The following is a 20123-nucleotide window of genomic DNA, read 5'->3' as shown; positions in this document are numbered from 1 at the left end:
CACATTGACCCCCGTACCCCCGCCAAACAACACCGCAGCACCGGGAGGCCGTCACCGTGCGACTCAGGGCCGTAGACAGCATCGACACGACCACCGCCGAGACCGAACTGATCACCACTGAAGAGCTGGCCCGGATGCTGCGCGTGGATCCGTCCAGCGTGCGCCGCTGGCGGACCGCCCGGCCGCTGCAAGGTCCACCGTTCATCGCCCTGTCCGAGCGCGTGATCATGTACTCGATCGAGGACGTGCGCGCATGGCTGGCCAGCCGTCGAGTCACCCCGGAGGCAGCGTGACCAGCACAGCGCAGCACCCGCCCCTCAGTGTTTCAGTCAAGTCCGACGTGGAGTACCGCGCCGGGCGGCCCAAGCCCTACAAGGCTCGCGTCCGCTGGACCGACCCTGCGACCGGCGACCGGCGGTCCAAGTCGCACTCAACGGCGACACCCGAGGACGCTCAGGATTGGATCGACGGCATGATCCGCGCGGCCAACGGCGGGCTCAACCCGGCCGCGGCCACACAGCGACTCGCCGAGTACGGCACCGACGTGATGCCGCTGGCTACCCGCGGGCTGGAGCGCAAGACACTCGATCCGTACATGGCCGGCTGGCGGCTGCGCGTCGTGCCGACCCTCGGCCACATTCCCATGCGGATGATCACCAACGGCGTGGTGGACCGGGCGGTCTACTCGTGGATCGAGGACGAGTGCAGCCGCTCGACGGTCAAGAACACGCTTGCCATTCTGGTCAGGGTGCTGGAACAGGCCGTACGTGACGGCGTGGTGGACCGCAACGTCGCGCGGGTCACGGGCTGGCAGCGCGAGTACCAGCGCGCCGAGGACGAACTGGACGACCCGCGCTCGCTCGCCCTGCCGAGCTGGGAAGCGCTGACCACGCTCGCAGACATGCTCGTCACCCGGTCGCACGGCCAGTTCACCGGATGGGGGCACATCGTCACGTTCGCCGCATGCACCGCGGCTCGCATCGGCGAGGTGTCCGGCGTCCGAGCCGGGGACATCGACCGGGCAACGTGGACGTGGACGGTGCGGAGGCAGACCACACCGGGACCGGGCGGGCTGATCGACAAGGGCACCAAGGGCAAGCGCGCCCGCAAGGTGCCGATCATCGAAGAGGTCCGCCCGATGGTGACCGAGCGACTCGACTCGGCGGCCGGGCCGGACGCCCGGCTGTTCACCGGGCCGCGGGACGGCCGGATCAGTACCGCGGTGCTACGGGACGCCACGCACTGGGACGAGGTGGTCACGGCGCTGGGATACGAGCACTTGAGGCGGCACGACCTGCGGCACACCGGCCTCACCTGGCTAGCCGATGCCGGCGTCAAGGTGCACGTACTGCGGAAGATCGCCGGGCACGGTTCGCTGAGCACCACGCAGCGGTACTTGCACCCGGATCAGCGCTCGATCGAGGAGGCCGGATCGGCGCTTAGTGCCCACCTGCGCGCTCCCAGAATCTCCCCCGCGTCCCCAAACGGTCCCCAACTCCGAGCCGTCTAGTAGGAATATCCGGATCTAGCTGAATGACAGAAGGGCCGCTGACCAGGGTTTATACCCTAGCTAGCGGCCCTTCAAGATTGTCGGGCTGACAGGATTTGAACCTGCGACCCCTTGACCCCCAGTCAAGTGCGCTACCAAGCTGCGCTACAGCCCGCTACCCCGCCCTACCGGACGCGGCAACCCAGACAGACTACCAAAGCCCTACCCATGCGCCTTACCGCGACCCCCCGGTCCCAGCTTCTTCCGGGGCTTGACCGCGATCTCGATCGGCGAGCCCTCGAATCCGAACTCCTCGCGCAGCTTCCGTTCCACGAAGCGGATATAGCCCGCGTCGAGGAGCCCGGTCGTGAACAGGATGAACTTGGGGGGTGATACGCCGGCCTGGGTTGCGAACAGGATGCGGGGCGCGCGGCCGCCGCGTACCGGGTGAGGGGTTTGCTGGGCTACGGCCGTTAGCCAGGTGTTCAGGGCGTTTGTGGTGATGCGCTGCTCCCACGACGCCAGGGCGCGGCGGATGGCGGGGGCCAGCTTGTCGACGGCGCGGCCGGTGCGGGCTGAGATGTTTACGCGGACTGCCCAAGGGATGCGCTTGAGTTCGCGGTCGATTTCCTTGTCGAGGTAGAAACGGCGGTCCTCGTCGACCAGGTCCCACTTGTTGAAGGCGATGACCAGGGCCCGGCCGGCCTCGACGACCGAGGTCAGGACGCGCTGGTCCTGCTCGGAGATGGGCTCGGCGGCGTCCAGGAGCACGACTGCCACCTCGGCCGCCTCGACGGCGCCGGCGGTGCGCAGGGAAGCGTAGTACTCCGTACCGGAAGCCTGGTTGACTCTTTTGCGCAGGCCGGCCGTGTCGACGAACTGCCACACCTCGCCGTCCATCTCGACCAGGCTGTCGACCGGGTCGACCGTGGTGCCGGCGACCGAGTCGACGACCGCACGTTCCTCGCGGGCGACGCGGTTGAGCAGCGAGGACTTGCCCACGTTGGGGCGGCCGACCAGGGCGACGCGACGCGGGCCGCGCGGGCCGGACTCGATGATCGGCGGGGCGTCGGGCAGCGCGTCCATGATCGCGTCGAGGAGGTCGCCGGAACCGCGGCCGTGCAGGGCCGAGAGGGGGTACGGCTCGCCCAGGCCCAGCGACCACAGCGAGGTGGCCTCGAGCTCCAGGTTCTGGTTGTCGGCCTTGTTGGCGACCAGGATCACTGGCTTGTGGCTGCGGCGGAGCATCTTGACCGCGGCCTCGTCGTCGTCGGTGGCGCCGACCGTGGTGTCGACCACGAACAGCACCACGTCAGCGGTCTGGATCGCGATCTCGGCCTGGTTGGCGATGGCCAGCGCGCGGTCGCGGGCGTCCGGTTCCCAGCCGCCGGTGTCGACGACCGTAAATCGGCGGCCGTTCCAGTTGGCGTCGTAGGGCACGCGGTCGCGGGTCACGCCGGGCGTATCCTCGACGACGGCCTGGCGGCGGCCGATGATGCGGTTGACCAGCGTGGACTTGCCCACGTTGGGGCGGCCCACCACGGCCACCACGGGAGCGGCGATCGAGACCTCGGTGGGCGGCTCGTCGATCTCGAAGACGTCGGTCACTGATGCACCTTGCTGCTGAGTAGTTCCCGGAGCCGCGTCACGACCTCGTCGATGCCCATACCGGTGGTGTCCACCTCGACGGCATCGCCGGCCTGGCGCAGCGGGTCGGTCGTACGCGAAGAATCAAGCTTGTCGCGCCGCTCCAGGTCAGCCTGGGTGGCCGTCACGTCGGTGGCGTCCTCGGCACTGCGCCGCCGGGCGCGGGCCTCGGCCGACGCGGTCAGATAGACCTTGAGGTCGGCGTCCGGCGCGACCACGGACGCGATGTCGCGGCCCTCGACCACGATCCGCGGGTGCCGCGCGATGATCGCCTGCTGCTGCCCGACCAGGTGACGGCGCACGGCGGGCACGGCGGCGACGGCCGACACGGCCCCGGTGACCTCGGGCCCGCGGATGGCGGCGTCGACGTTCACCCCGTTGGCCAGGAAGTGTGGCGCCGCCGGGTCGGTACCGACAGTGAGCTCGGTCTCCAGCGCGATCTTGGCGATGCCGTCGGGGTCGGCGAGATCCCCGCCGGCCTCCAGAACAGCCCAGGTCACGGCCCGGTACATGGCACCGGTGTCCAGATATACGCCATCCAGGGCGGTCGCCAGACGCCGGGAAACGGTGGATTTGCCGGACCCCGAGGGCCCGTCCACGGCCACGACGCAGCGTTCCGGCCGCACTACCTCACCCAACGCGATCTCCCCACGCTCCGAAGCCCAACCCACCCATTGTGCCCGCACGCGCGAAACACACCAAAATCAAGCCCATGTGGGTACGGGCACAGCACGTGCTCGCCCTCTCGCCGGCCCAGGTGGGTGGTCCCGCTCCGCGCGCCGCTTCCGGGTTGTAGCCGGATGGTCGCGATCGGGATCGCGGGGTCGGACCGGGTCACACGGTACGGGTTTTAGGGAGCAGCGAGGACCAGAGCCGCCGGTCGGCCTGGTCAAATCGGTCTACCGCCCCGGGCATCGTCGGCAACGGCGCCTGACGGACAAGGAGTGCGGTTCTACCCGGCTTTCAAGCGACATCGTCGCGACGTGGTGCGGCCGGCGACCGCGCGACGATCGACATACCCGTGCATCTTGTTGCGGCTGGCTCCGGCGTTCAGGTGATTCTTGTCTTCGAGAGTGTCGACCGTACGTCTGCCGATTCCGGTGCGATCGTCTGCGAACCGCGCGGCGGGGGTCATTTCCACTGCGGTCTGGGCACCGATGAACTCCGGCCGGGAGTCAGGTACCGATTGACGACTCACGCGGTGAGCGAGGCAGGAGTCACCGGGCTGTGGCCAGATACGACCGACGCCAGCGACGCGATCGTCGATGTTCTCGCTGACGCAACGAGTCTCACGAGGCCGCGCTTCGTCACTGGTCCTTCTGTGGTATCCCAGCCACGTCCTGAGCCCGCCCGCGAGTAGCAGCCCATCCCCACTGCCCGCCCCGCCCCTGGTGGCGACGTAGGCGGGCGCGCAGGCCCGGGGCGATCTGGCGCGGGACGGCGGCGAGCGCGGACGGCACGATCACACCGCCGGCGCCCCCGGACAACGCGGCCCGGCAGCGTCGTGAACGAGGGCGCGACGATCGATCGACCAACAACGATGCCCTGACGGCTGTCCGGTTCTCGAACGGATGATCGCTGTCCGACGTTCACGCGTCGGGAGACACGAATTATCTCGGGTGCCCGTAGGCACGAACGATGATCCATCGGGCAGCATCGGTTTCGCGAAAGGGTCCGGCGAGCGCGGTCCGGGGCATCCTTCTGTCATGCCGCCGTCTTTGAAGATGACGGTCGCGGCGCAGAGCGCGGAATGTTCCATCTAGGACGGTTGAGATGAGTCTGCCATTCACCACTGGGCTGCCGGTGGACAATCACCGCGTCACGTCGCCGGCCGCGGTGGCGACGTTCGCCCGTACGGTCGGCGCCAGTCCGGACGTCGACTACCTGTGGTTCTGGGACGAGATGACGGGGTGGTTCCACCGCTCACTGTGGAAGCCGGAGAACGCCCCGGCCGCCGCCGTCCTGGACAACAACTCGACGCATGACGCCCTGGTCGAAGCGGCGTTCGCTCTCGGCGCCAATCCGGCCGCGGGCGCCCGGATCACTACCGGACGCCCGTTCGCGCCCGGCCCGCCGAACTGTATCGGGCGCTGCTGACGCTCTCGGAAGCGGTGAACGAGCACAGCCCGGGCGTGGTGCTGTCGATCGGCACCGGAGAGGTACGCCAGACCGGACCGCTGGGTTACGACCGACGTCAGGGTCTGGCGTCACAAGCATCGAGGCGGGGGTACGCGACCTGGCCTACGTAATCTCGCAGAGCATGCCGACACCGATCCGCCGCGCGAACGAAGCCGAGATCCTGGACCGCTATTGGGGTGCGCTCGGGATCGATGACTATCCGTTCTCACGCGCTCAGGAGCAGTACCGACTGGCCGTCGCGGCTGGGCTGGTGTGGCCGATGACGGCATTCACCCGCTATGAGCTGATGAACGACCGTGGCCGAGCTGTCTTGCTGACGATGCTCGACCGCGGCGCCCGAGCCCTCGTCGACAACCGATCGTTACAGCTACTTCCCACCTGACCCCGGCCGAGTTACGAGCCGCCCCTGATATCCCCACGACGCCGCTTGACACTCGACGCCCGCACGGCCGAACCGGCCCGGGTGTGAGCGGCCGGCGCCGCCCCTCGACGGGGGCGGCGCCGGAAGTGATCGCGGTTCTGCGGGCTACCAGAGGACGCCGGGCTGCGGGATCTCCGAGCCGACGGCGAAGTAGTTGTGCCACTTCCAACCGGTGCCGGAGAACGAGCTGCCGGTGGAGCGGGCCACGTAGACGTCGGCGGCCGCGCCGCGGGTGAACGTCACGATGTCGGCGCGACGGTCGCCGTCGAAGTCGCCTGTGCCGGGGATCTCGGACCCGACGGCGAAGTAGTTGTGCCACTTCCAACCGGTACCGGAGAACGAGGAACCGGTGGAAAGAGCCACGTACACGTCGGCGGCGGCACCGCGGGTGAACGTCACGATGTCGGCGCGGCCGTCACGGTTGAAGTCGCCTACCGTCGGCAGTTCGGTGCCGGCGGCGAAGTAGTTGTGCCACTTCCAACCGGTACCGGAGAACGAGGAACCGGTGGAAAGAGCCACGTACACGTCGGCGCTGGCGCCGCGGGTGAAGGTGGCGATGTCGTCGCGCCCATCACCGTTGAAGTCGCCGACGGCCGGAATCTCGTTACCTACGGCGAAGTAGTTGTGCCACTTCCAACCGGTACCGGAGAACGAGGAACCGGTGGAAAGAGCCACGTACACGTCGGCGGCGGTGCCGCGGGTGAAGGTGGCGATGTCGTCGCGCCCATCACCGTTGAAGTCGCCGACCGCGGGAATCTCGTTACCTACGGCGAAGTGGTTGTGCCACTTCCAGCCGGTGCCGACGAACGAAGAGCCGGTGGAAAGGGCCACGTACACGTCCGCCGCGGCGCCGCGGGTGAACGTGGCGATGTCGTCGCGCCCATCACCGTTGAAATCACCGACCAATGGGGTCTCCGTGCCGACGGCGAAATAGTCATGCCATTTCACGCCGGTGCCGGAGAACGAGGAGCCGGTGGAGAGGGCCACATACACGTCGGCGGCCGCGCCGCGGGTGAAGGTGACGATGTCGTCACGCCCGTCACCGTTGAAATCACCGGCAACGCCGGCGAACCCGCCCCCGGCGGGCGGCGCGGCCGATGCCGAGGTGGCCGGAATCTGCGCGATTATCGTGACGGCGGAGATCGCCGCCAAACTGACAAGAAGCCTTTTCGAAAACATGACATGATCCCCCGTTTTGTCTGATCAATTGCCGGACAGTCGACTGCGAGTCCGGCAACCAAAGCTAGCGTCGCCTCGGGCATTAGTTACCTTTCAGTCAAATTGCTGTCCAGAACCAATAAAAGCCACATCCCGGTCGGCCTTGGGGTAGCCTCCCGCCCGGCGCACCGCAGGCGGCGTGCGTACACGTGGACGGCAGGGGGCAGGGGCCGAGCTGATACCCGCGTGGCGGAGGCGGGCCGGGAAGCCAAGCCGGCGACATTCATCGGCCGGGTCTCGACGGTGACTACGGTCCGATGCCGGCGGTCGCTCAACTGTTGACATTGTTACCAGACATCGAAATGCTTGAATGCCAGGTGCGATCGGGAAGGACGATCATGGTCGGCCGGCACATCGTCGTCGCAGCGGTCGCGGCCATCGTTGGCGCGCTGCTCACCGTACCCCCGACAAGCGGTTACGCGGCTTCCGGCGAACTCGCGCAGCCGGGTTCGACGTTCACTCAGTGGGGCGCCGAGACGCAGGCGAAGATCGAGCAGGACTTCAGGGTGCCGGGCAGCAACCTGTACTACGAGAACTCGAGTCGTAACGCGTACGCCTTCAACTGGCCGCAGGGCATCGAGTTCCACGCCATGGTCGCGTCCGGCAACCTCGCTCAGGCCCAGGCGATGGCCGACGAGATCCACAGCCGGTACTGGTGCTTCTACAACAACCGCTGGGGCTACAACTCCACCCTGGGCGCCTGCGGAGACCGGTACTACGACGACAACGCGTGGATCGCCAAGGGCATGATGGAGCTGTACGCCCTCAACAACAACGTGGCCAACCGCAATCGCGCGGTGGAGATCATGAAGTTCGTCATGAGCGGCGAGAACACCGTCTCCGATCCGGGCACCATCCGGTGGCACGAACCCGACACCAGCGGAACGTGCGTGTGCGCAACCGCGCCGGCCATCGTCGCGAACCTCATGCTCTATCAGGCCACCGGGACCGCGCAGTACCTGACCGACGGCCGGCGACTCTACAACGCGTTGAAGAGCAAGGGCTTCGGGTACGGCCCGGGGCATCGCGGGTACGAGGTCGCGGTGATCACGCAGGGCGCCATGCGGCTGTACCGCATCACCGGCGACGCCACGTTCCTGAACGACGCCGAGCACCTCGGGCTGGCCATGGAAGCGTCCTACATCGACTGGACGACGCACGCGTTGCACGAGACCGGGCAGTGGGGCGGGCACGACATGACCGCCGCTTTCACCGAGTTGTACCAGCTTGACGGCGATGTCTACTGGCTCAACGTGGTCGCCGGGTATCTCGGCTATCTGCACGACAACCTGAAGGACGGCAACGGCCGTTACCCGCAGGACTGGGGCGCACCACGGGGCACGACCGGTGACGCCGCGCTTCTGTATCAGTCGTCGGTCGCCCGCGCGTTCTTCACGATGGGGACCACGCCCGGCGGAACCGCGAAGCTGCCCGAACCCGTCGGGGTGTTCAGGGACTGCGATCACGGTGGCTCGCACCCGGGCCTGACCGTCGGCCGGTACACCACCGCCGACCTGGTATTCCGCGGCGGCAACGACAACGACGTCTCATCGGTGAAGGTCCAGCCGGGCTACCGGGTGACGTTCTACGACGGTGACAACTTCACCGGATCCACCCTGGTCAAGACCGCCGACGACTCCTGCCTGGCCGACGACGGCTGGAACGACAGGGCGGGCTCGATCGTCGTCGAAGCGGTGACGCCGACGGTGACCGTGTACAAGCACTGCGACTTCGCCGGGCCGCGCGCGGTGGATCTGCCGGTCGGCGACTACACGCTGGCACAGCTGAAGGCCCGCGGGATCAACGACAACGACATCTCCTCGATGCGGGTGGCCCCCGGCTACCAGGTGACGGCGTACGACGGCGACAACCTCACCGGAACGTCCATCACCCTGACCGCGGACAACCCGTGCCTGGTCCAAAACAACTTCAACGACCTGACCACATCCGTACGGGTACGAGCGACCTGACGCCCGGGGCGAATCCATGCGGCCGCGCAACAATCGGGCGGCGGGAATCATCTACAGAGGCATGACTGGAAAGCCAACAAAACGGGCTGTCCGTTCCGCCGTGCTGGTCGCGGGCGTCCTGCTGCTCGGGCCGGTCGCCGGGATCGCCGCCGCGACGGTGACGCCCGGCTCGGCGCGCGCGGGTGGGCGTACCGTGCTGCCGTCGGCCCGGCCGATCTACCTGACTGCCGGGGACACCGGAACGGCGGCGGATCCCGGCCAGGTCCTGGCGGTGCGGGTGTACCTGGCCGGGCGGAACTCCGGGGACCGGCGTAGCGCCGCACACGCGGTCTCCACGCCGGGCGGGGCCGCGTACGCCCACTATTTGAGCCCGGCCCAGTTCGCCGAACGCTTCGGATCCACCCCGGCGCAGGCGCGACGGGTCAGCGACTGGCTGACCGCGCAGGGCATCACCGTGACGGCGACCGATGCGCACTACGTCGCGGCCTCGGCCAGCGTCGCCCAGCTCGATGCCGCGTTCGCCACCGACCTGCGCGCGTACGACGGCATCCTGGCCCCGGCCGGCGACATCTCGGTACCGGAGGCCATGGGCGCCGACGTCGCCACCGTCACCGGCCTCAACGCCTGGGCCACGGCGGCCCGGAGGAAGCCGTCGCGCCGCCACTCCCCCACGCCGGCAACGGCGCGGGCCAGAAGAGCCGCCGACTACCCCTGTTCACACTGGTGGGGCGAACACAGCGTCAACATCCCGCCCGCGTACGGGCACTCCAGCGCTCCGACGGTGCCCTGCGGCTACTCGGTCAAGCAGATGCGCGCCGCGTACGGCGTCACCGGCAGCCCGTACACCGGAAAGGGCGCGACCATCGCACTCATCCTCGACAACGGATCGCCGACGATGGAAGCCGACGCCAACCGGTTCTTCGCCGACCAGGGCGTACCCGGCTTCCGGCCCGGACAATACCGCGAGGACTTCTCGCCCACCTTCGCGTCGACCTGCGACCGCTTCGCCCACCCCGAGCCCGGGTCCTTCCCCGACGTCGGCCGGCTCGAGCAGGCCATCGACGTGGAGAGCGCGCACATCTTCGCGCCCGACGCCACCGTCGTGTACGTCGGCGCCGACTGCGGCGGCGACACCCAGCAGAACCTGCTCGACGCGCATTTCCGAGTCGTCGACAAGCACCTGGCCGACGTGGCCAGCGAGTCCTTCTCGATCTCGCAGAACGCTTTCACGCCGGCCGACATCGCGGCGTGGGACCTGATGTTCCTGCAGGGGACCATCGAGGGGATCGGCTTCACCTTCGACTCCGGCGACGACGGCGACATCGGTGCGGGCGCGCCGACCGAGGTCACCTTCCCGGCCTCCGACCCGTGGGCGACCGGCGTCGGCGGGACCAGCCTGCGTCTCGGCCCCGACGGCCGGGTGCTCGGCGAATCCGGCTGGGGCGACAACGATGTCCTGATCGGCCCGGACGGCTACCGCGACCGCAGTGGTGAGGCGGCCACACCGCCGGGCTGGTTCACCAGTGGCTCCGGCGGTGGCGTCAGCGCCGTCATCGACCAGCCCGGCTACCAACGCGAGGTGGTGCCGGCCGCGCTGGCCACCGCCGGCGGCGCCCACCCGGCTCGCCGGACGGTGCCCGACCTGGCGGCCGATGCCGGACTCGCGTGGCAGATCGGCTTCACCGGGGCCAAGGACCCGGCCGGCGGGTACGACGTCGTCGCCTGGGGCGCCGGCACCAGCGCCGCGTCGCCGCTGGTCGCCGCCCTCAGCGCGGACGCCAAGCAGGCCACCGGCCACGCGCTCGGCTTCCTCAATCCGGCGCTGTACCGGCTGGCCGGCACCACGGCTGTGCACGACGTGCTGCCGGTGGACCCCGCCGATCCGCCGATCATGGCCGGCGCCACGAACGGCACCGGAGCCGCCGAGGACCCGTACCTGGTCACCCTCGGCCTGGACAGTTCGCTGGTCGTGACCCCCGGCTACGACGACGTAACCGGCATCGGATCACCGGCAGCCTCCTTCGTAGGCACCTTCCGGCACCTTCCGCCCCGGCGATAGGAGAGGGGTCACAGCGCCGCCGGCCGGGCCCGAGTCGACCTCGGCGCCCGGCCGGTCTCACGAGATGTATCGCACGTGTGGGAGGTCGTGCGAGAGGAACATGATCGGGCTCGCGCCGAGGCCGTACGCCCCGCTGTTGAAGAAGACCAGTCTGTCGCCGCGCCGGGGATAGAGCTCCTTCGGCACGTTCGTCGCGAGCACGTCCTGCGGCGTGCAGAGGCATCCCGCGACGTCGAACGGCTGCGCTGGTTCCGGCTCGGGGACATGCGGCTCTGCCATCCGCAGGACGTCGAGCTCGAAGTTGCGTCGCACGACCTGGCCCATTCCTCCCGCCAGCACGTAGTTGTGGTGCATCCCCCCGTCCACGATGACGAAGTCACGATCCCTCACCGTCTTGCGATACAGGACCTCGGTGACGTAAATGCCGCTCTCGGCAACGAGAAAGCGGCCGGGTTCGACCACCAGAGAGGTACGGGCGGCCAGCTCCCGCATCCCGGGGGTGCCCAGCAGGTCGCTGATCCCGGTCCTGATCCCGGGCAGGTCGAGCTCGGGCTGCTCGGCGAAGTAGGGGATCCCCCACCCGCCGCCGAAGTTCAGCCGCCGGAAGCGAACCCGGTACTGCCGCTCGCAGCGGACCGCGAGCCGGAGGAGCGACTCGATGTTGCCCAGCACCGCGGAGCTGTCGAGGATCTGTGACCCGGAGTGGACGTGCAGGCCGACGAGGTCGATCGGCCCGGCGTACCGGCGTGCCGTGGCGAAGGCCTGATCCAGCTCCTCGACCGCCATGCCGAACTGGCTGTTGCGGCCCATTCGCAGGCCGGCCCGTGAACGCGCCGCCTCGAGAGCCACCCGGATGCTCACGTTCGCCGTGCGGTCCAGCCGGCCACCGATCTCGCCCACCAGCGTGAGTTCGTCGAGACTTTCGACGCTGATGCTCGCGATTCCGCAGTCGATGGCCCGTTCGAGCTCCGCGGCGGTCTTGCCCGGTCCGGCGAAGGAGATGCGCTCGGGGGCGAACCCGCACTCCAGGGCGATCCGCAGCTCGCCCGCGGAGGCGACGTCGACACCGAGGCCACGGGACGCCATCGCGCGGAGAACGTCGGGATGGGAGTTGGCTTTCGCGGCGTAGTGGACGTCGAACGACTCGCCCACGGTCTCCCTGACCTGGTCGATCTGCCGCGCGATGAGCGTGTCGAAATAGAGGTAGCTCGGCGTTGGGGCCTCGCGGACGATCGCGCGCACCTGGTCGCCGGGAATGGCCTGGTAGAAGTCGTCTCGCATCATGCGGTGGTCCCGGGGGCGGCCGGCCAGGAGGGAATCCGCCGCGCACACCATTCTTCGGTGGCCGGCACATCGATCTTTCCGGAGAGGGTGCGCGGGAGATCACTGAGCAGCCAGATCCGTTGCGGAATCATGAATGTCGCCAGATGCTTCCGCAGAAATTGATTCAGGCCGACCGGTTCGACGCCCTGGTTCGTGGTTACGGCCAGGCCGACGGACACCTCGGCGCCGGCTCCGGTGACACCGAACGCGACGGCGTCGACGACCCCTGGATATCGCGTCGCGACCGCCTCCACCTCCTGCGGGTACATCCGGCTGCCGCGTGTTTTGATCATGCGGTCGATGCGTCCGCGGATGTGCAGGAAGCCGTCGTCGTCCAGAAAACCGAGATCGCCGGTACGGACGACCAGGCCCGCACCGAACGGGTTCGGCACTCGCCGGGCGCGGGTCGCGGCGGCGTCTCCGGCGTACCCGAGCATGATGCCGGCACCGGCGTGGAGGATCTCGCCGACCTCGCCCGCCCGGGCCCGCGTCCCGTCCTCCTTCTGCACGTGGACCTCGACTCCCGGCACCGGTCGGCCGACCGAGTCCGCCTTGGCCGAGACCTGGTCGGGCCGGAGCATCGAGCTGCGGAACGTCTCGGTCTGCCCGTAGGTCTTGTAGATCGACAGCCGGGGCGCGAGACGCTGCAGACCCTCGATCTGAGGACGGGCCATCGCGCCTCCGGACACGGCGCCGTAGCGCAGGCCGCGCAGGGCGGATCCGGCGTCGTCAGGGTCGTACGCCAGAATCGCGCTCCAGATCGTCGGGACGGCCGAAAGGCCGCTGACCCGGAACTTCCGGACCGCCCCGCAGACGTCCGCGGCCGACCACGCATGCGAGATGACCAGGGACGCGCCTGCCGTCAGCGTGCTGAACAACTGGTTGCACCCGACGTCGAAGGAGAATGGGAGCAGATTGAGAACGCGGTCGGCGGCCGTGATGCCGTACGCCTCGGTCTCGGCCGTCGCTCGCGCGTAGAGGTCGTCGACGGGGACGCGCACGCTCTTGATGGAGCCGGTCGATCCGGAGGTGAGCAGGACCATGCAACTGTCCGTCGGCGCCGGCACGTCGTCCAGGGCGAACGGTCCGGCCGGGACGACGGACATCGTGAGGCGTCGCACCTTCGTGTGGGATTCCACCAGCGTGTACGCGTGCCGCGCGAGCGGGGAACCGTCGTCGACCAGGTAAATCATCTTGCCGGCCAACGTCTCGATCCCGCTGTGCCCGAGCCGGACCACCGAGACGCTGTCGAGAACCATCGCGGTGGCGTCGGTGACGGCCTGGATCGCGGTGAGCCGGCTCGGCTTGAGCTTCGGCGAGACGGTGAAGAAGCTGGCCGAGCGCAGCAGGACCCCGACCAGGGCGGCCACCATGGTGGTGGAGCGTTCCAGGCCGATGCCGACGAGCGAGCCCGGTCCGACGCCGTCCTCCGCCAGTGTCCGGCTGATGCCGGCCGCCATCGTGGCGAGCCCGCCGTAGGTCAGGGTTTCCACCTTGTCCCCACCGCGGGAGTGGATGACCGCGGCCTTCCGCACCGCACCCGGGGCCGGGTCGGAGGCATGCCGCGCCAACGCCTCCAGGATGGCCCGATGGCCGCTCGTTCGCATCGGCGACGGCTCCTCAGCTTCGCATGGGCCGGTCAGTTCGACTGGCCCGAGACGAAGTCCGCGATCGCGCTCGGCGTATTGAAGTGGTCGAGAACGATGTCGCCGGGCTCGATGGCGAGCGAGAATCGCCGCTCGATCTGGGCCATGAGCTCGAGCAGGCTGAGCGAGTCGACCAGGCCGCTGGTGATGAGCTCGATCTCCTCGTCGACCGGCCCGTCCCAGTCGAGTGACTCGGCCAGGAACGTCTGGACCATCGTCAGCACCTGGTCCTTGACCGTCTCATGCGCCTGAGCGGTGGCCTCAAAACCGGCGCCGGGCAGAACGCCGTCGAGCGATTCGTCGTGCGCGAGCTGGCCGGCGGGCGCTCGTCGTGGGCGCGCCTCGAACGCGCCGGGCAGCCGGTATTCCTCGCCGGACGGAAGCAGACCGCGCTTGAAGGAGCTCAGGCCGGGCAGGTTCCGGTCGTCCACGCCCCCCACGTCCAGCCATCGCAGGCCCCGCTCCTTGGCTCTCAAGATCGCCTTCCAGTAGGCGAACTGGGAGGCGCGGAGCGCACCGGCCGTAGGGCGTGCGTAGTAGGCGAAGAGGAGCGCCGTGTCGTGGGAGGTGACCATCACGCCGCCCAGGATCTCGGTGTCGCCCTGCCGGACCAGCAACAGTTCACTGCGTTCGCCGGTCTGCCGCCAGAGGGCCCGCACCAGCGCGGGGGACGGCCACGTGAATCCCCGATCCTGCCGGAAAGTCTCCTGGAGGCGCAGGAAGCGGGCGAGATCGGCCGGGTCACGGGAGACCGAGGATTCGAGCCCGTACGACTCGGCCTGGGCGAGGGCCCGTCGTTGCCGGCTGCCGAAGTTCTGCCTCAGCGTCTCCGCGGCCGGTGTGACGTCCACCCGAATCGATCCCCAGGCGGTCTCGCCGGACGGGCGGAAGCCCAGCTGTTCCCACGCCGGGGCCTGGTCGGCCGGTGGCAGGTAAGGGCTCAGGTGCAATGCCGCGGATCGCCCCTCGACCCAGTGCTCACGCAGCGTCGTGAGGACACCCGCGGTCGTCGGCGACGGCACGCCTCCCCCGGCTTCCAGGAAGACCGGTCCGTGCAGCACGCGGGCCACCGTCCCCACCAGAGGGACCTCCCGGACGAGCAGTTGCGCCAGGGCGACCGGCGTGTCGTCGTACGAGATGAGCTGGCGGACCGGTTCCCAGCCGACGCAATCTCTGACCGCCTCGCCGTAGGCCCAGGTCTGCATCAGGTCACATCGAGAGGTCCGGCCGAGCAGGGAGTCCCAGTCCTGCTGGTCCGTTACTGGTACGCAGGCCCACCGGCCCGGCTCGCGGTCGTCGACGCCCATGCCGCTTCCTCCTGATTCCGTTGCCGGCTCGCGGTCCGTCCCGGTGTGCGGGCCCGGGCTAGGCACCGCCGGTCGCTCCACGCGCGCCGGCCCACCGCCGCTGGACAGCCCGGAGGACGTCCTGCGCCGCCCGGGCGTTGTTGCCGGCGTCGTACTGGGGCAGCGGGTACCGCGGTGGGCGCGCGGACGGCACTCCCGCCCAGGTGAGCTGCCCGAGCCGCCGGAGATCCAGGGCCACGTCCACCAGTTGTCGCGGGTCGCGTCCGGCCTCGGCGGCGATCTCCTCGACGGAGCGGGAGCCGTCACCCAGCGTCCGCAACGCACGTTCGTCGTCGCCGTGCGGACTCACGCCGCCGGCCCCCTCCGAGGTGACGATCGGGCGCAGCTGTGCGTGGTCGACACCGTCGATCTCGAGGTCGTCGAGGAAGAGCCGATCGAGCCTCGAGCCGTAGAGGCAGTCGAGAGCCTCCTCGATCCGCTCGACGATCGGCATGCCACGCAGATTGAACGAGGTGTTCAGCACCACCGGAATGCCGGTGAGGGCCTCGAATTCCTCGATCACCGGGCGGAACGCGCCGGGCAGTTCGGGGGGCACCGTCTGCACCCGGCAGGTGCCGTCCACGTGGACGATCTCCCCGATCTGCTCGCGTACGTGCTCGCCGACCGGCCAGACCATGAGCATGAACGGGCTGTCGGTCTCGATCATGTCGAACCATTTCGCCGCCTGCTCGGCCAGCACGGCTCCCGCGAACGGGCGGAAGGTCTCCCGGAACTTGACCCGCCGGTTCAGGGTGTCCTTCATGCCCGGGATACCCGGATGGCAGAGGATGGACCGCGCTCCGAGGGCCCGCGGGCCGAGCTCGCCCCGATCGCCGAACCAGGCGACTATCTGGCCGTCCGCGATGCTTCGGGCAGCGGCGGCGGCCGCCGATCGCAACGAGTCATGCCGGACCGTGGTCAGTCCCCAGTCGTGCGCGATGGACTCCGGATCCCGTCCGGTGAGGCGTGGCGGACCGAGATAGACGTGGGTCAACCGCGGGGACGGCCGCGCCGGAGGAGGACCGGTGAGCACGTGGTGGGCGTACAACGCCGCTCCGACCGCGTTCCCGTCGTCCGTCGCCGCCGGGAAGACGTACACCCGCTCCACCAGGCCTTCAGCGAGCAACCGCGCGTTGAACACCGAGTTGAGGAAACACCCGCCGCCGAGCACGAGCGTTCGTACCCGCGTAGTGGAGACCAGTTGGTCGACCAGGCTCAGGCACGCCTCCTCGAACTCGGCCTGGATCTGTGCGGCCAGGTCGCGGTGGATGTCCTCCAGCGGAGCTCCCCGGCGGCGGGGTGTCAGGCGCAGGCCGTCGCCGTCCGGAACCGCGAGCCCAAGATCGATCAACGAGTCCGCCGCCTGGTCGAACGAGAGTCCGTCCGGCGTCACGTCGATGAACAGGTTGTCCTCGGACATCCGGCGGCCGTACGGTGCCAGGCCCATCGTCTTGCCGGCGTCGTCATAGGTCCCGTCGTCGGAGAACCCGAGCGCGAGCGTGACCACCCGGTAGAGCTCCCCGACACCGCTGAGGTCGCGGGGCAGACCGATGCCACCGGCCGCCCGCGGCCAGCCGGCGACGCGGTCGGAGGTTCGCTCCGTGCGCAGCACCTGCTCGGGCACCTGCCCGTGCCGGAACAGGAAGCCCGACTCACGCTCGCGGCCGGCCCCGACGCGCGAGCCGTACGCGTCGATGACCAGTGCGGCCGCCTCGTCGAAGCCGGACGTGTAGAAGGCGGCGGAGGCATGCGCCAGGTGATGTCCCGGGTGCGGCAACGTGAGCCGGCGTCCATTTGGAACGAGCAGACCGAGCGCGTCGGCCAGATGCGCCTCGTCCTGCTCGTCGCGGGATTCGGTCGAGGTGGCGATCCAGTAGTCGATGTCTTCCGGTGCCAGACCCTCGCCGCCGAGAACCTCGTGGGTGAGCGCCGCCATCGCGGCGGCGTAGGCGTGCAGGGGAACGATGCCACGCTTGATGCGGCTGCTTCGCTCGAGCGCTGACGCCGCGCGCACTCGTCCGTCGTCGACGAGGCAGATGCTGCTGTCGTGGCTCAGGTTGTAGCCAATGATCAGGCTCATGCGGGGGCTCCCATGGAGGAGACGGAGAAGGTGGGCTGCGGCCGCGCTCGATCACACGCTTTCCATGATTTTTGAGCGTATTGACCGGTGGTTCGACCCACAATTGTCATAAAATGAGGCTACTGAGCGTTATGCGTCCATAGCTCTGCGCGATATTCGCTGATGCGACGGATGTCTCGTCGCGCCGCCGGCTCGGATTCGCGTCCCGAACCGGGACAGAGCGCGATCTTTGATCGCCTGCGCCGGCCCGATACGAACTCGTACGTCTGCCACCCCGGGCCGGCCGCGCCCGATGAACGACCCCCGGTCGGCCGCGCAAGGTGCCGAAGGGCAGGAACATTCGCCTTTACTGCTTTATGGGCGAGCGAACAATTGCAGGGCAGTCGATAACGGTTCTACCGTTCCGGCATTCGCCTCTCCGGGAGGCCACGTCAAAGCGCAAGAAAGGGGCCGTGAATTCCAACCCGAGAAACCACCGACCGGACCGGCCGAGCCCTTGGAGACGCGTTGTCCCAAACCGGGAAGGCGGACCCCGCCGCCGCCGTCGAGCTGTCTCTGCGCAGGCTGGCAGTGGTGCTGGCGCACGCCGCCGGGGCGGCCGAGCCGGCCGGGGTGGCCGGCGCGTTCGCGGAGGCGCACCGAGTGACCACCGAAGGCTTGCGCTCCGCCGTCGCGCTGGGCCGCAAGAGCGGGCTGAGCTGGCGATATCTGGCGCGACTGCTGGACATCCCCGTGTCCACACTGCACCGGAACTACGGCGACGACGCCCCGGCCCGGACGCCGCGCGACCCGGCACCGGCACCGGCCGCACGGCGGGAACAGCCGGCCGCGACCGCCGGCCCGGGGACGACGGCCCACCCGCTGACCGGCACGGAGCCTGAGCCGGCCCTCCTCGGTGGACGGTCGCACGTCGCCGCGAATCAGGCGGCATTGCTGACCGGCCGGGAATACCAGGTCGCCGTGGAGGTGAGCCGCGGGAAAACCAATGCCCAGATCGCCCGCGCGCTGTCGGTCAGTGAACGGACGGTGGGCAGCCACCTGGCCAGCATCCGCGCCAAACTGCTCCTTCGTAATCGCGTCGAGGTGGCGCTCTGGGCTTCCAGCAACTCGCCAGGCTGACCGGCCGGTAACGCGTCAGGTTGAGGCGTCGACCACCTCTTCGAACCGGACGTGCTGGTGGAACTCGAGGCGGCCGCGATCGCGGAGTGAGTCAACGCCGGCGGTAGATGCTCATCGAATGGCCGACCTCGTCGATGGGTTCGCCGCTGGTGGCCAGGAGACCGGAGAGCCGGCCGGTCGCCTTGGCCACCGCGCTGTCCGAGACCACGAGCAGGCCGTGAACCTCGGACGAGGGCACGCGCAGCGGGTCACCGGCGCTGATGCCGTACGCCGACGGGACCCCGGCCCCCTTGTAGACCAGCCACACCGGCTCGCCGGGGTACCGCGTTCGCAGGTGGCGGGCCAGGCGACCCAGGTCCTGCCCCCAGTCGACGTTCGAGTCGTGCAGATAGAGGTGGGTCCGGGCCGGGCCGCCGAAGGCCTCGTTGGCGTACGGCAGGTAGTACGGGAACGCGGCCAGCGAGCTGGCGGCCACCAGGGCGGCCAGCGTCCCGGCCGCCGGTGCCACCCAGCGGCGACCCACGACGGTCAGGGCGGCCACGGCGACGGCCAGGAAGATCGGCAGGCAGACGACGTAGCGGGTGCCGTAGTTGCGGGCGCCGGTCATGGACACCACCAGCAGCAGTGCCGGCGCCGCCAGCACGTATCCGGCCGCGGAGCGCAGGCGGGGCACCACGAGCATGGCCACGGCCGACGCGGCCCACACCACGAGCAGGGCCAGCGGCGTCTTGACCAGCAGCGCGACCGGCAGGTAGTACCAGCGCGAGCCCACGTACCGATGTCCGAAGAGGAAGCCGCTGAACGTGTTGTCCTCGAAGCCGAACTGGATGCGCATGCCGTCGCGGTAGGGCTGCGGGAACGGCAGCAGGTCGACGAGTACGCCGCGCAGCCCGTGGACGTCGGGCAGGTCGGGCGGCGGGGTCCAGCTGAGCCCGGGGTCGACGGCGAGATAGCTGAGCCAGACGACTGCGGTGGCCACCGCGCCCACAACCCAGAACCGGCGCCGGGCCAGGATCAGCACCACGGCCACGGCCGGCAGGACGCTGGCCCGGACGGCGAGAGCCGCGCCCAGGGCCGCGCCGGCCAGGGCCAGATACGTCCACGGGCGGGAGCGGTGGGCGCGCCAGGTCAGCCAGACCGCGGTCAGCAGGAACCCGGCCGCCGGGACGTCCAGGGTGGCGAGCGAACCGTGGGTGATGACGTCGGGATCGAACGCGTACACGGTGAGGGCGAGCACGGCGCCGACCGGGTTGGTCAGGTCGCGGGCGAACACGAACACCACCACGCCGAACAGCAGGGTCAGCAGCATGACGGGCAGCCGGGCCAGCAGCATCAGCAGCCCGGGGTCGTTGCCCGACTCGTAGAGGACGTGCCGGCCGAGCTCGGTCTGGTCGCCGCGGAAGCCGGGGTCGAGCTGCGGGCGGGCGATGCTCAGGCCGGCCGCGATGATGAGCTTGCCGAGCGGCGGGTGCTCCGGGTTGTAGCGCAGGCTGTGCCACTCGAGGTAGGTGACGGCGGTTCCGGCGTACACCGGCTCGTCGATCGTCGGGGTCTGCCCCACCGCCGTGACCAGCATGGCCACCGCCATCTGCCCGAGCAGCACGAGCACGACCAGGCCGCTGCGAACCGTACGAGGGCGCGCGACATCGACACTCAAAGGCACACC

Annotated in this window: 15 protein-coding genes and 1 tRNA gene; 7 read left to right on the top strand and 9 right to left on the bottom strand. The window is 69.3% G+C overall.

The window, feature by feature from the left end; all coding sequences use genetic code 11:
- Positions 1 to 56: 56 nt before the first annotated feature.
- Both ACGFIO_RS36100 and ACGFIO_RS36095 read left to right on the top strand, forming a co-directional pair.
- On the top strand, positions 57 to 293 hold the full coding sequence (locus tag ACGFIO_RS36100; protein ID WP_229716264.1) for an AlpA family transcriptional regulator: 237 nt from the start codon (positions 57 to 59) through the stop codon (positions 291 to 293).
- A 47-nt stretch (positions 294 to 340) separates the two neighbouring features.
- Positions 341 to 1510 (top strand): tyrosine-type recombinase/integrase, encoded by a 1170-nt coding sequence (locus ACGFIO_RS36095; protein WP_392833825.1) that lies wholly within the window; start codon positions 341 to 343, stop codon positions 1508 to 1510.
- 80 nt (positions 1511 to 1590) lie between these two features.
- On the opposite strand, the gene ACGFIO_RS36090 is transcribed toward ACGFIO_RS36095, so the two are convergent.
- From ACGFIO_RS36090 to cmk, 3 genes are all read right to left on the bottom strand, one after another.
- A tRNA-Pro gene (locus tag ACGFIO_RS36090) sits at positions 1591 to 1664 on the bottom strand.
- Positions 1665 to 1711: 47 nt separating this feature from the next.
- Positions 1712 to 3097 carry a ribosome biogenesis GTPase Der gene (gene der / locus ACGFIO_RS36085; protein ID WP_392833714.1) on the bottom strand — a complete coding sequence of 462 codons (1386 nt, stop codon included), beginning with the start codon at positions 3095 to 3097 and terminating at the stop codon, positions 1712 to 1714.
- Complete coding sequence (cmk, locus tag ACGFIO_RS36080; RefSeq protein ID WP_392833711.1) at positions 3094 to 3774, bottom strand: (d)CMP kinase; 681 nt, start codon at positions 3772 to 3774, stop codon at positions 3094 to 3096. Before cmk ends, der begins: the two co-directional genes overlap by 4 nt.
- A gap of 1135 nt (positions 3775 to 4909) precedes the next feature.
- On the opposite strand from cmk, the gene ACGFIO_RS36075 reads away from it, so the two are divergent.
- Together ACGFIO_RS36075 and ACGFIO_RS36070 are read left to right on the top strand one after the other, a co-directional pair.
- Positions 4910 to 5233 (top strand): hypothetical protein, encoded by a 324-nt coding sequence (locus ACGFIO_RS36075; RefSeq protein ID WP_392833709.1) that lies wholly within the window; start codon positions 4910 to 4912, stop codon positions 5231 to 5233.
- 163 nt (positions 5234 to 5396) lie between these two features.
- Positions 5397 to 5657, top strand: a complete 261-nt coding sequence (locus ACGFIO_RS36070) for a hypothetical protein (RefSeq protein ID WP_392833706.1) — start codon at positions 5397 to 5399, stop codon at positions 5655 to 5657.
- A gap of 144 nt (positions 5658 to 5801) precedes the next feature.
- On the opposite strand, the gene ACGFIO_RS36065 is transcribed toward ACGFIO_RS36070, so the two are convergent.
- The gene (locus ACGFIO_RS36065; protein ID WP_392833703.1) at positions 5802 to 6848 is read right to left on the bottom strand and encodes an FG-GAP repeat domain-containing protein; all 1047 of its coding nucleotides are present in this window, start codon (positions 6846 to 6848) and stop codon (positions 5802 to 5804) included.
- A 404-nt stretch (positions 6849 to 7252) separates the two neighbouring features.
- Between ACGFIO_RS36065 and ACGFIO_RS36060 the strand changes: the two genes are divergently transcribed.
- Together ACGFIO_RS36060 and ACGFIO_RS36055 are read left to right on the top strand one after the other, a co-directional pair.
- Positions 7253 to 8884: a peptidase inhibitor family I36 protein gene (locus tag ACGFIO_RS36060; RefSeq protein WP_392833700.1), complete on the top strand. Its 1632-nt coding sequence runs from the start codon at positions 7253 to 7255 to the stop codon at positions 8882 to 8884.
- Between the two features lie 100 nt (positions 8885 to 8984).
- Positions 8985 to 10943: a protease pro-enzyme activation domain-containing protein gene (locus ACGFIO_RS36055; RefSeq protein ID WP_392833697.1), complete on the top strand. Its 1959-nt coding sequence runs from the start codon at positions 8985 to 8987 to the stop codon at positions 10941 to 10943.
- Between the two features lie 57 nt (positions 10944 to 11000).
- Here ACGFIO_RS36055 and ACGFIO_RS36050 read toward each other — a convergent pair whose 3' ends face one another.
- Genes ACGFIO_RS36050 through ACGFIO_RS36035 form a run of 4 tightly spaced genes read right to left on the bottom strand, consistent with a single transcriptional unit; the run spans position 11001 to position 17338 of the window.
- Positions 11001 to 12227, bottom strand: coding sequence for a hypothetical protein (locus ACGFIO_RS36050; RefSeq protein WP_392833694.1), 1227 nt, complete (start codon positions 12225 to 12227; stop codon positions 11001 to 11003).
- Positions 12224 to 13873, bottom strand: a complete 1650-nt coding sequence (locus tag ACGFIO_RS36045) for a class I adenylate-forming enzyme family protein (RefSeq protein ID WP_392833692.1) — start codon at positions 13871 to 13873, stop codon at positions 12224 to 12226. Before ACGFIO_RS36045 ends, ACGFIO_RS36050 begins: the two co-directional genes overlap by 4 nt.
- A 32-nt stretch (positions 13874 to 13905) precedes the next feature.
- Entirely contained in the window at positions 13906 to 15219 is a 1314-nt protein-coding gene (locus ACGFIO_RS36040; RefSeq protein WP_392833690.1) for a GNAT family N-acetyltransferase, read from the bottom strand.
- Positions 15220 to 15277: 58 nt separating this feature from the next.
- Positions 15278 to 17338, bottom strand: coding sequence for a carbamoyltransferase C-terminal domain-containing protein (locus tag ACGFIO_RS36035; protein ID WP_392833688.1), 2061 nt, complete (start codon positions 17336 to 17338; stop codon positions 15278 to 15280).
- Between the two features lie 507 nt (positions 17339 to 17845).
- On the opposite strand from ACGFIO_RS36035, the gene ACGFIO_RS36030 reads away from it, so the two are divergent.
- A complete protein-coding gene (locus tag ACGFIO_RS36030; RefSeq protein ID WP_392833685.1) occupies positions 17846 to 18457 on the top strand; it encodes a response regulator transcription factor in 612 nt (203 codons plus the stop codon).
- A gap of 91 nt (positions 18458 to 18548) precedes the next feature.
- Here the strand turns inward: ACGFIO_RS36030 and ACGFIO_RS36025 are convergent, their stop codons facing one another.
- Positions 18549 to 20114, bottom strand: a complete 1566-nt coding sequence (locus ACGFIO_RS36025) for a phospholipid carrier-dependent glycosyltransferase (RefSeq protein WP_392833683.1) — start codon at positions 20112 to 20114, stop codon at positions 18549 to 18551.
- Positions 20115 to 20123: the final 9 nt, after the last annotated feature.

The sequence above is a fragment of the Actinoplanes sp. NPDC049265 genome, from assembly GCF_043197135.1.
GTDB lineage: Bacteria > Actinomycetota > Actinomycetes > Mycobacteriales > Micromonosporaceae > Actinoplanes.
The sequence above is the reverse complement of the archived record's forward strand: the minus strand, read 5'-3'. Positions and strand labels throughout refer to the sequence as shown.

Bases quoted from the DNA above. Each gene is read 5' to 3' on its own strand.
- ACGFIO_RS36050 (WP_392833694.1), bottom strand. From the start codon at position 12,227: ATGATGCGAGACGACTTCTACCAGGCCATTCCCGGCGACCAGGTGCGC.
- ACGFIO_RS36035 (WP_392833688.1), bottom strand. From the start codon at position 17,338: ATGAGCCTGATCATTGGCTACAACCTGAGCCACGACAGCAGCATCTGC.
- ACGFIO_RS36070 (WP_392833706.1), top strand. From the start codon at position 5,397: ATGCCGACACCGATCCGCCGCGCGAACGAAGCCGAGATCCTGGACCGC.
- ACGFIO_RS36045 (WP_392833692.1), bottom strand. From the start codon at position 13,873: ATGCGAACGAGCGGCCATCGGGCCATCCTGGAGGCGTTGGCGCGGCAT.
- ACGFIO_RS36060 (WP_392833700.1), top strand. From the start codon at position 7,253: ATGGTCGGCCGGCACATCGTCGTCGCAGCGGTCGCGGCCATCGTTGGC.
- ACGFIO_RS36040 (WP_392833690.1), bottom strand. From the start codon at position 15,219: ATGGGCGTCGACGACCGCGAGCCGGGCCGGTGGGCCTGCGTACCAGTA.
- ACGFIO_RS36075 (WP_392833709.1), top strand. From the start codon at position 4,910: ATGAGTCTGCCATTCACCACTGGGCTGCCGGTGGACAATCACCGCGTC.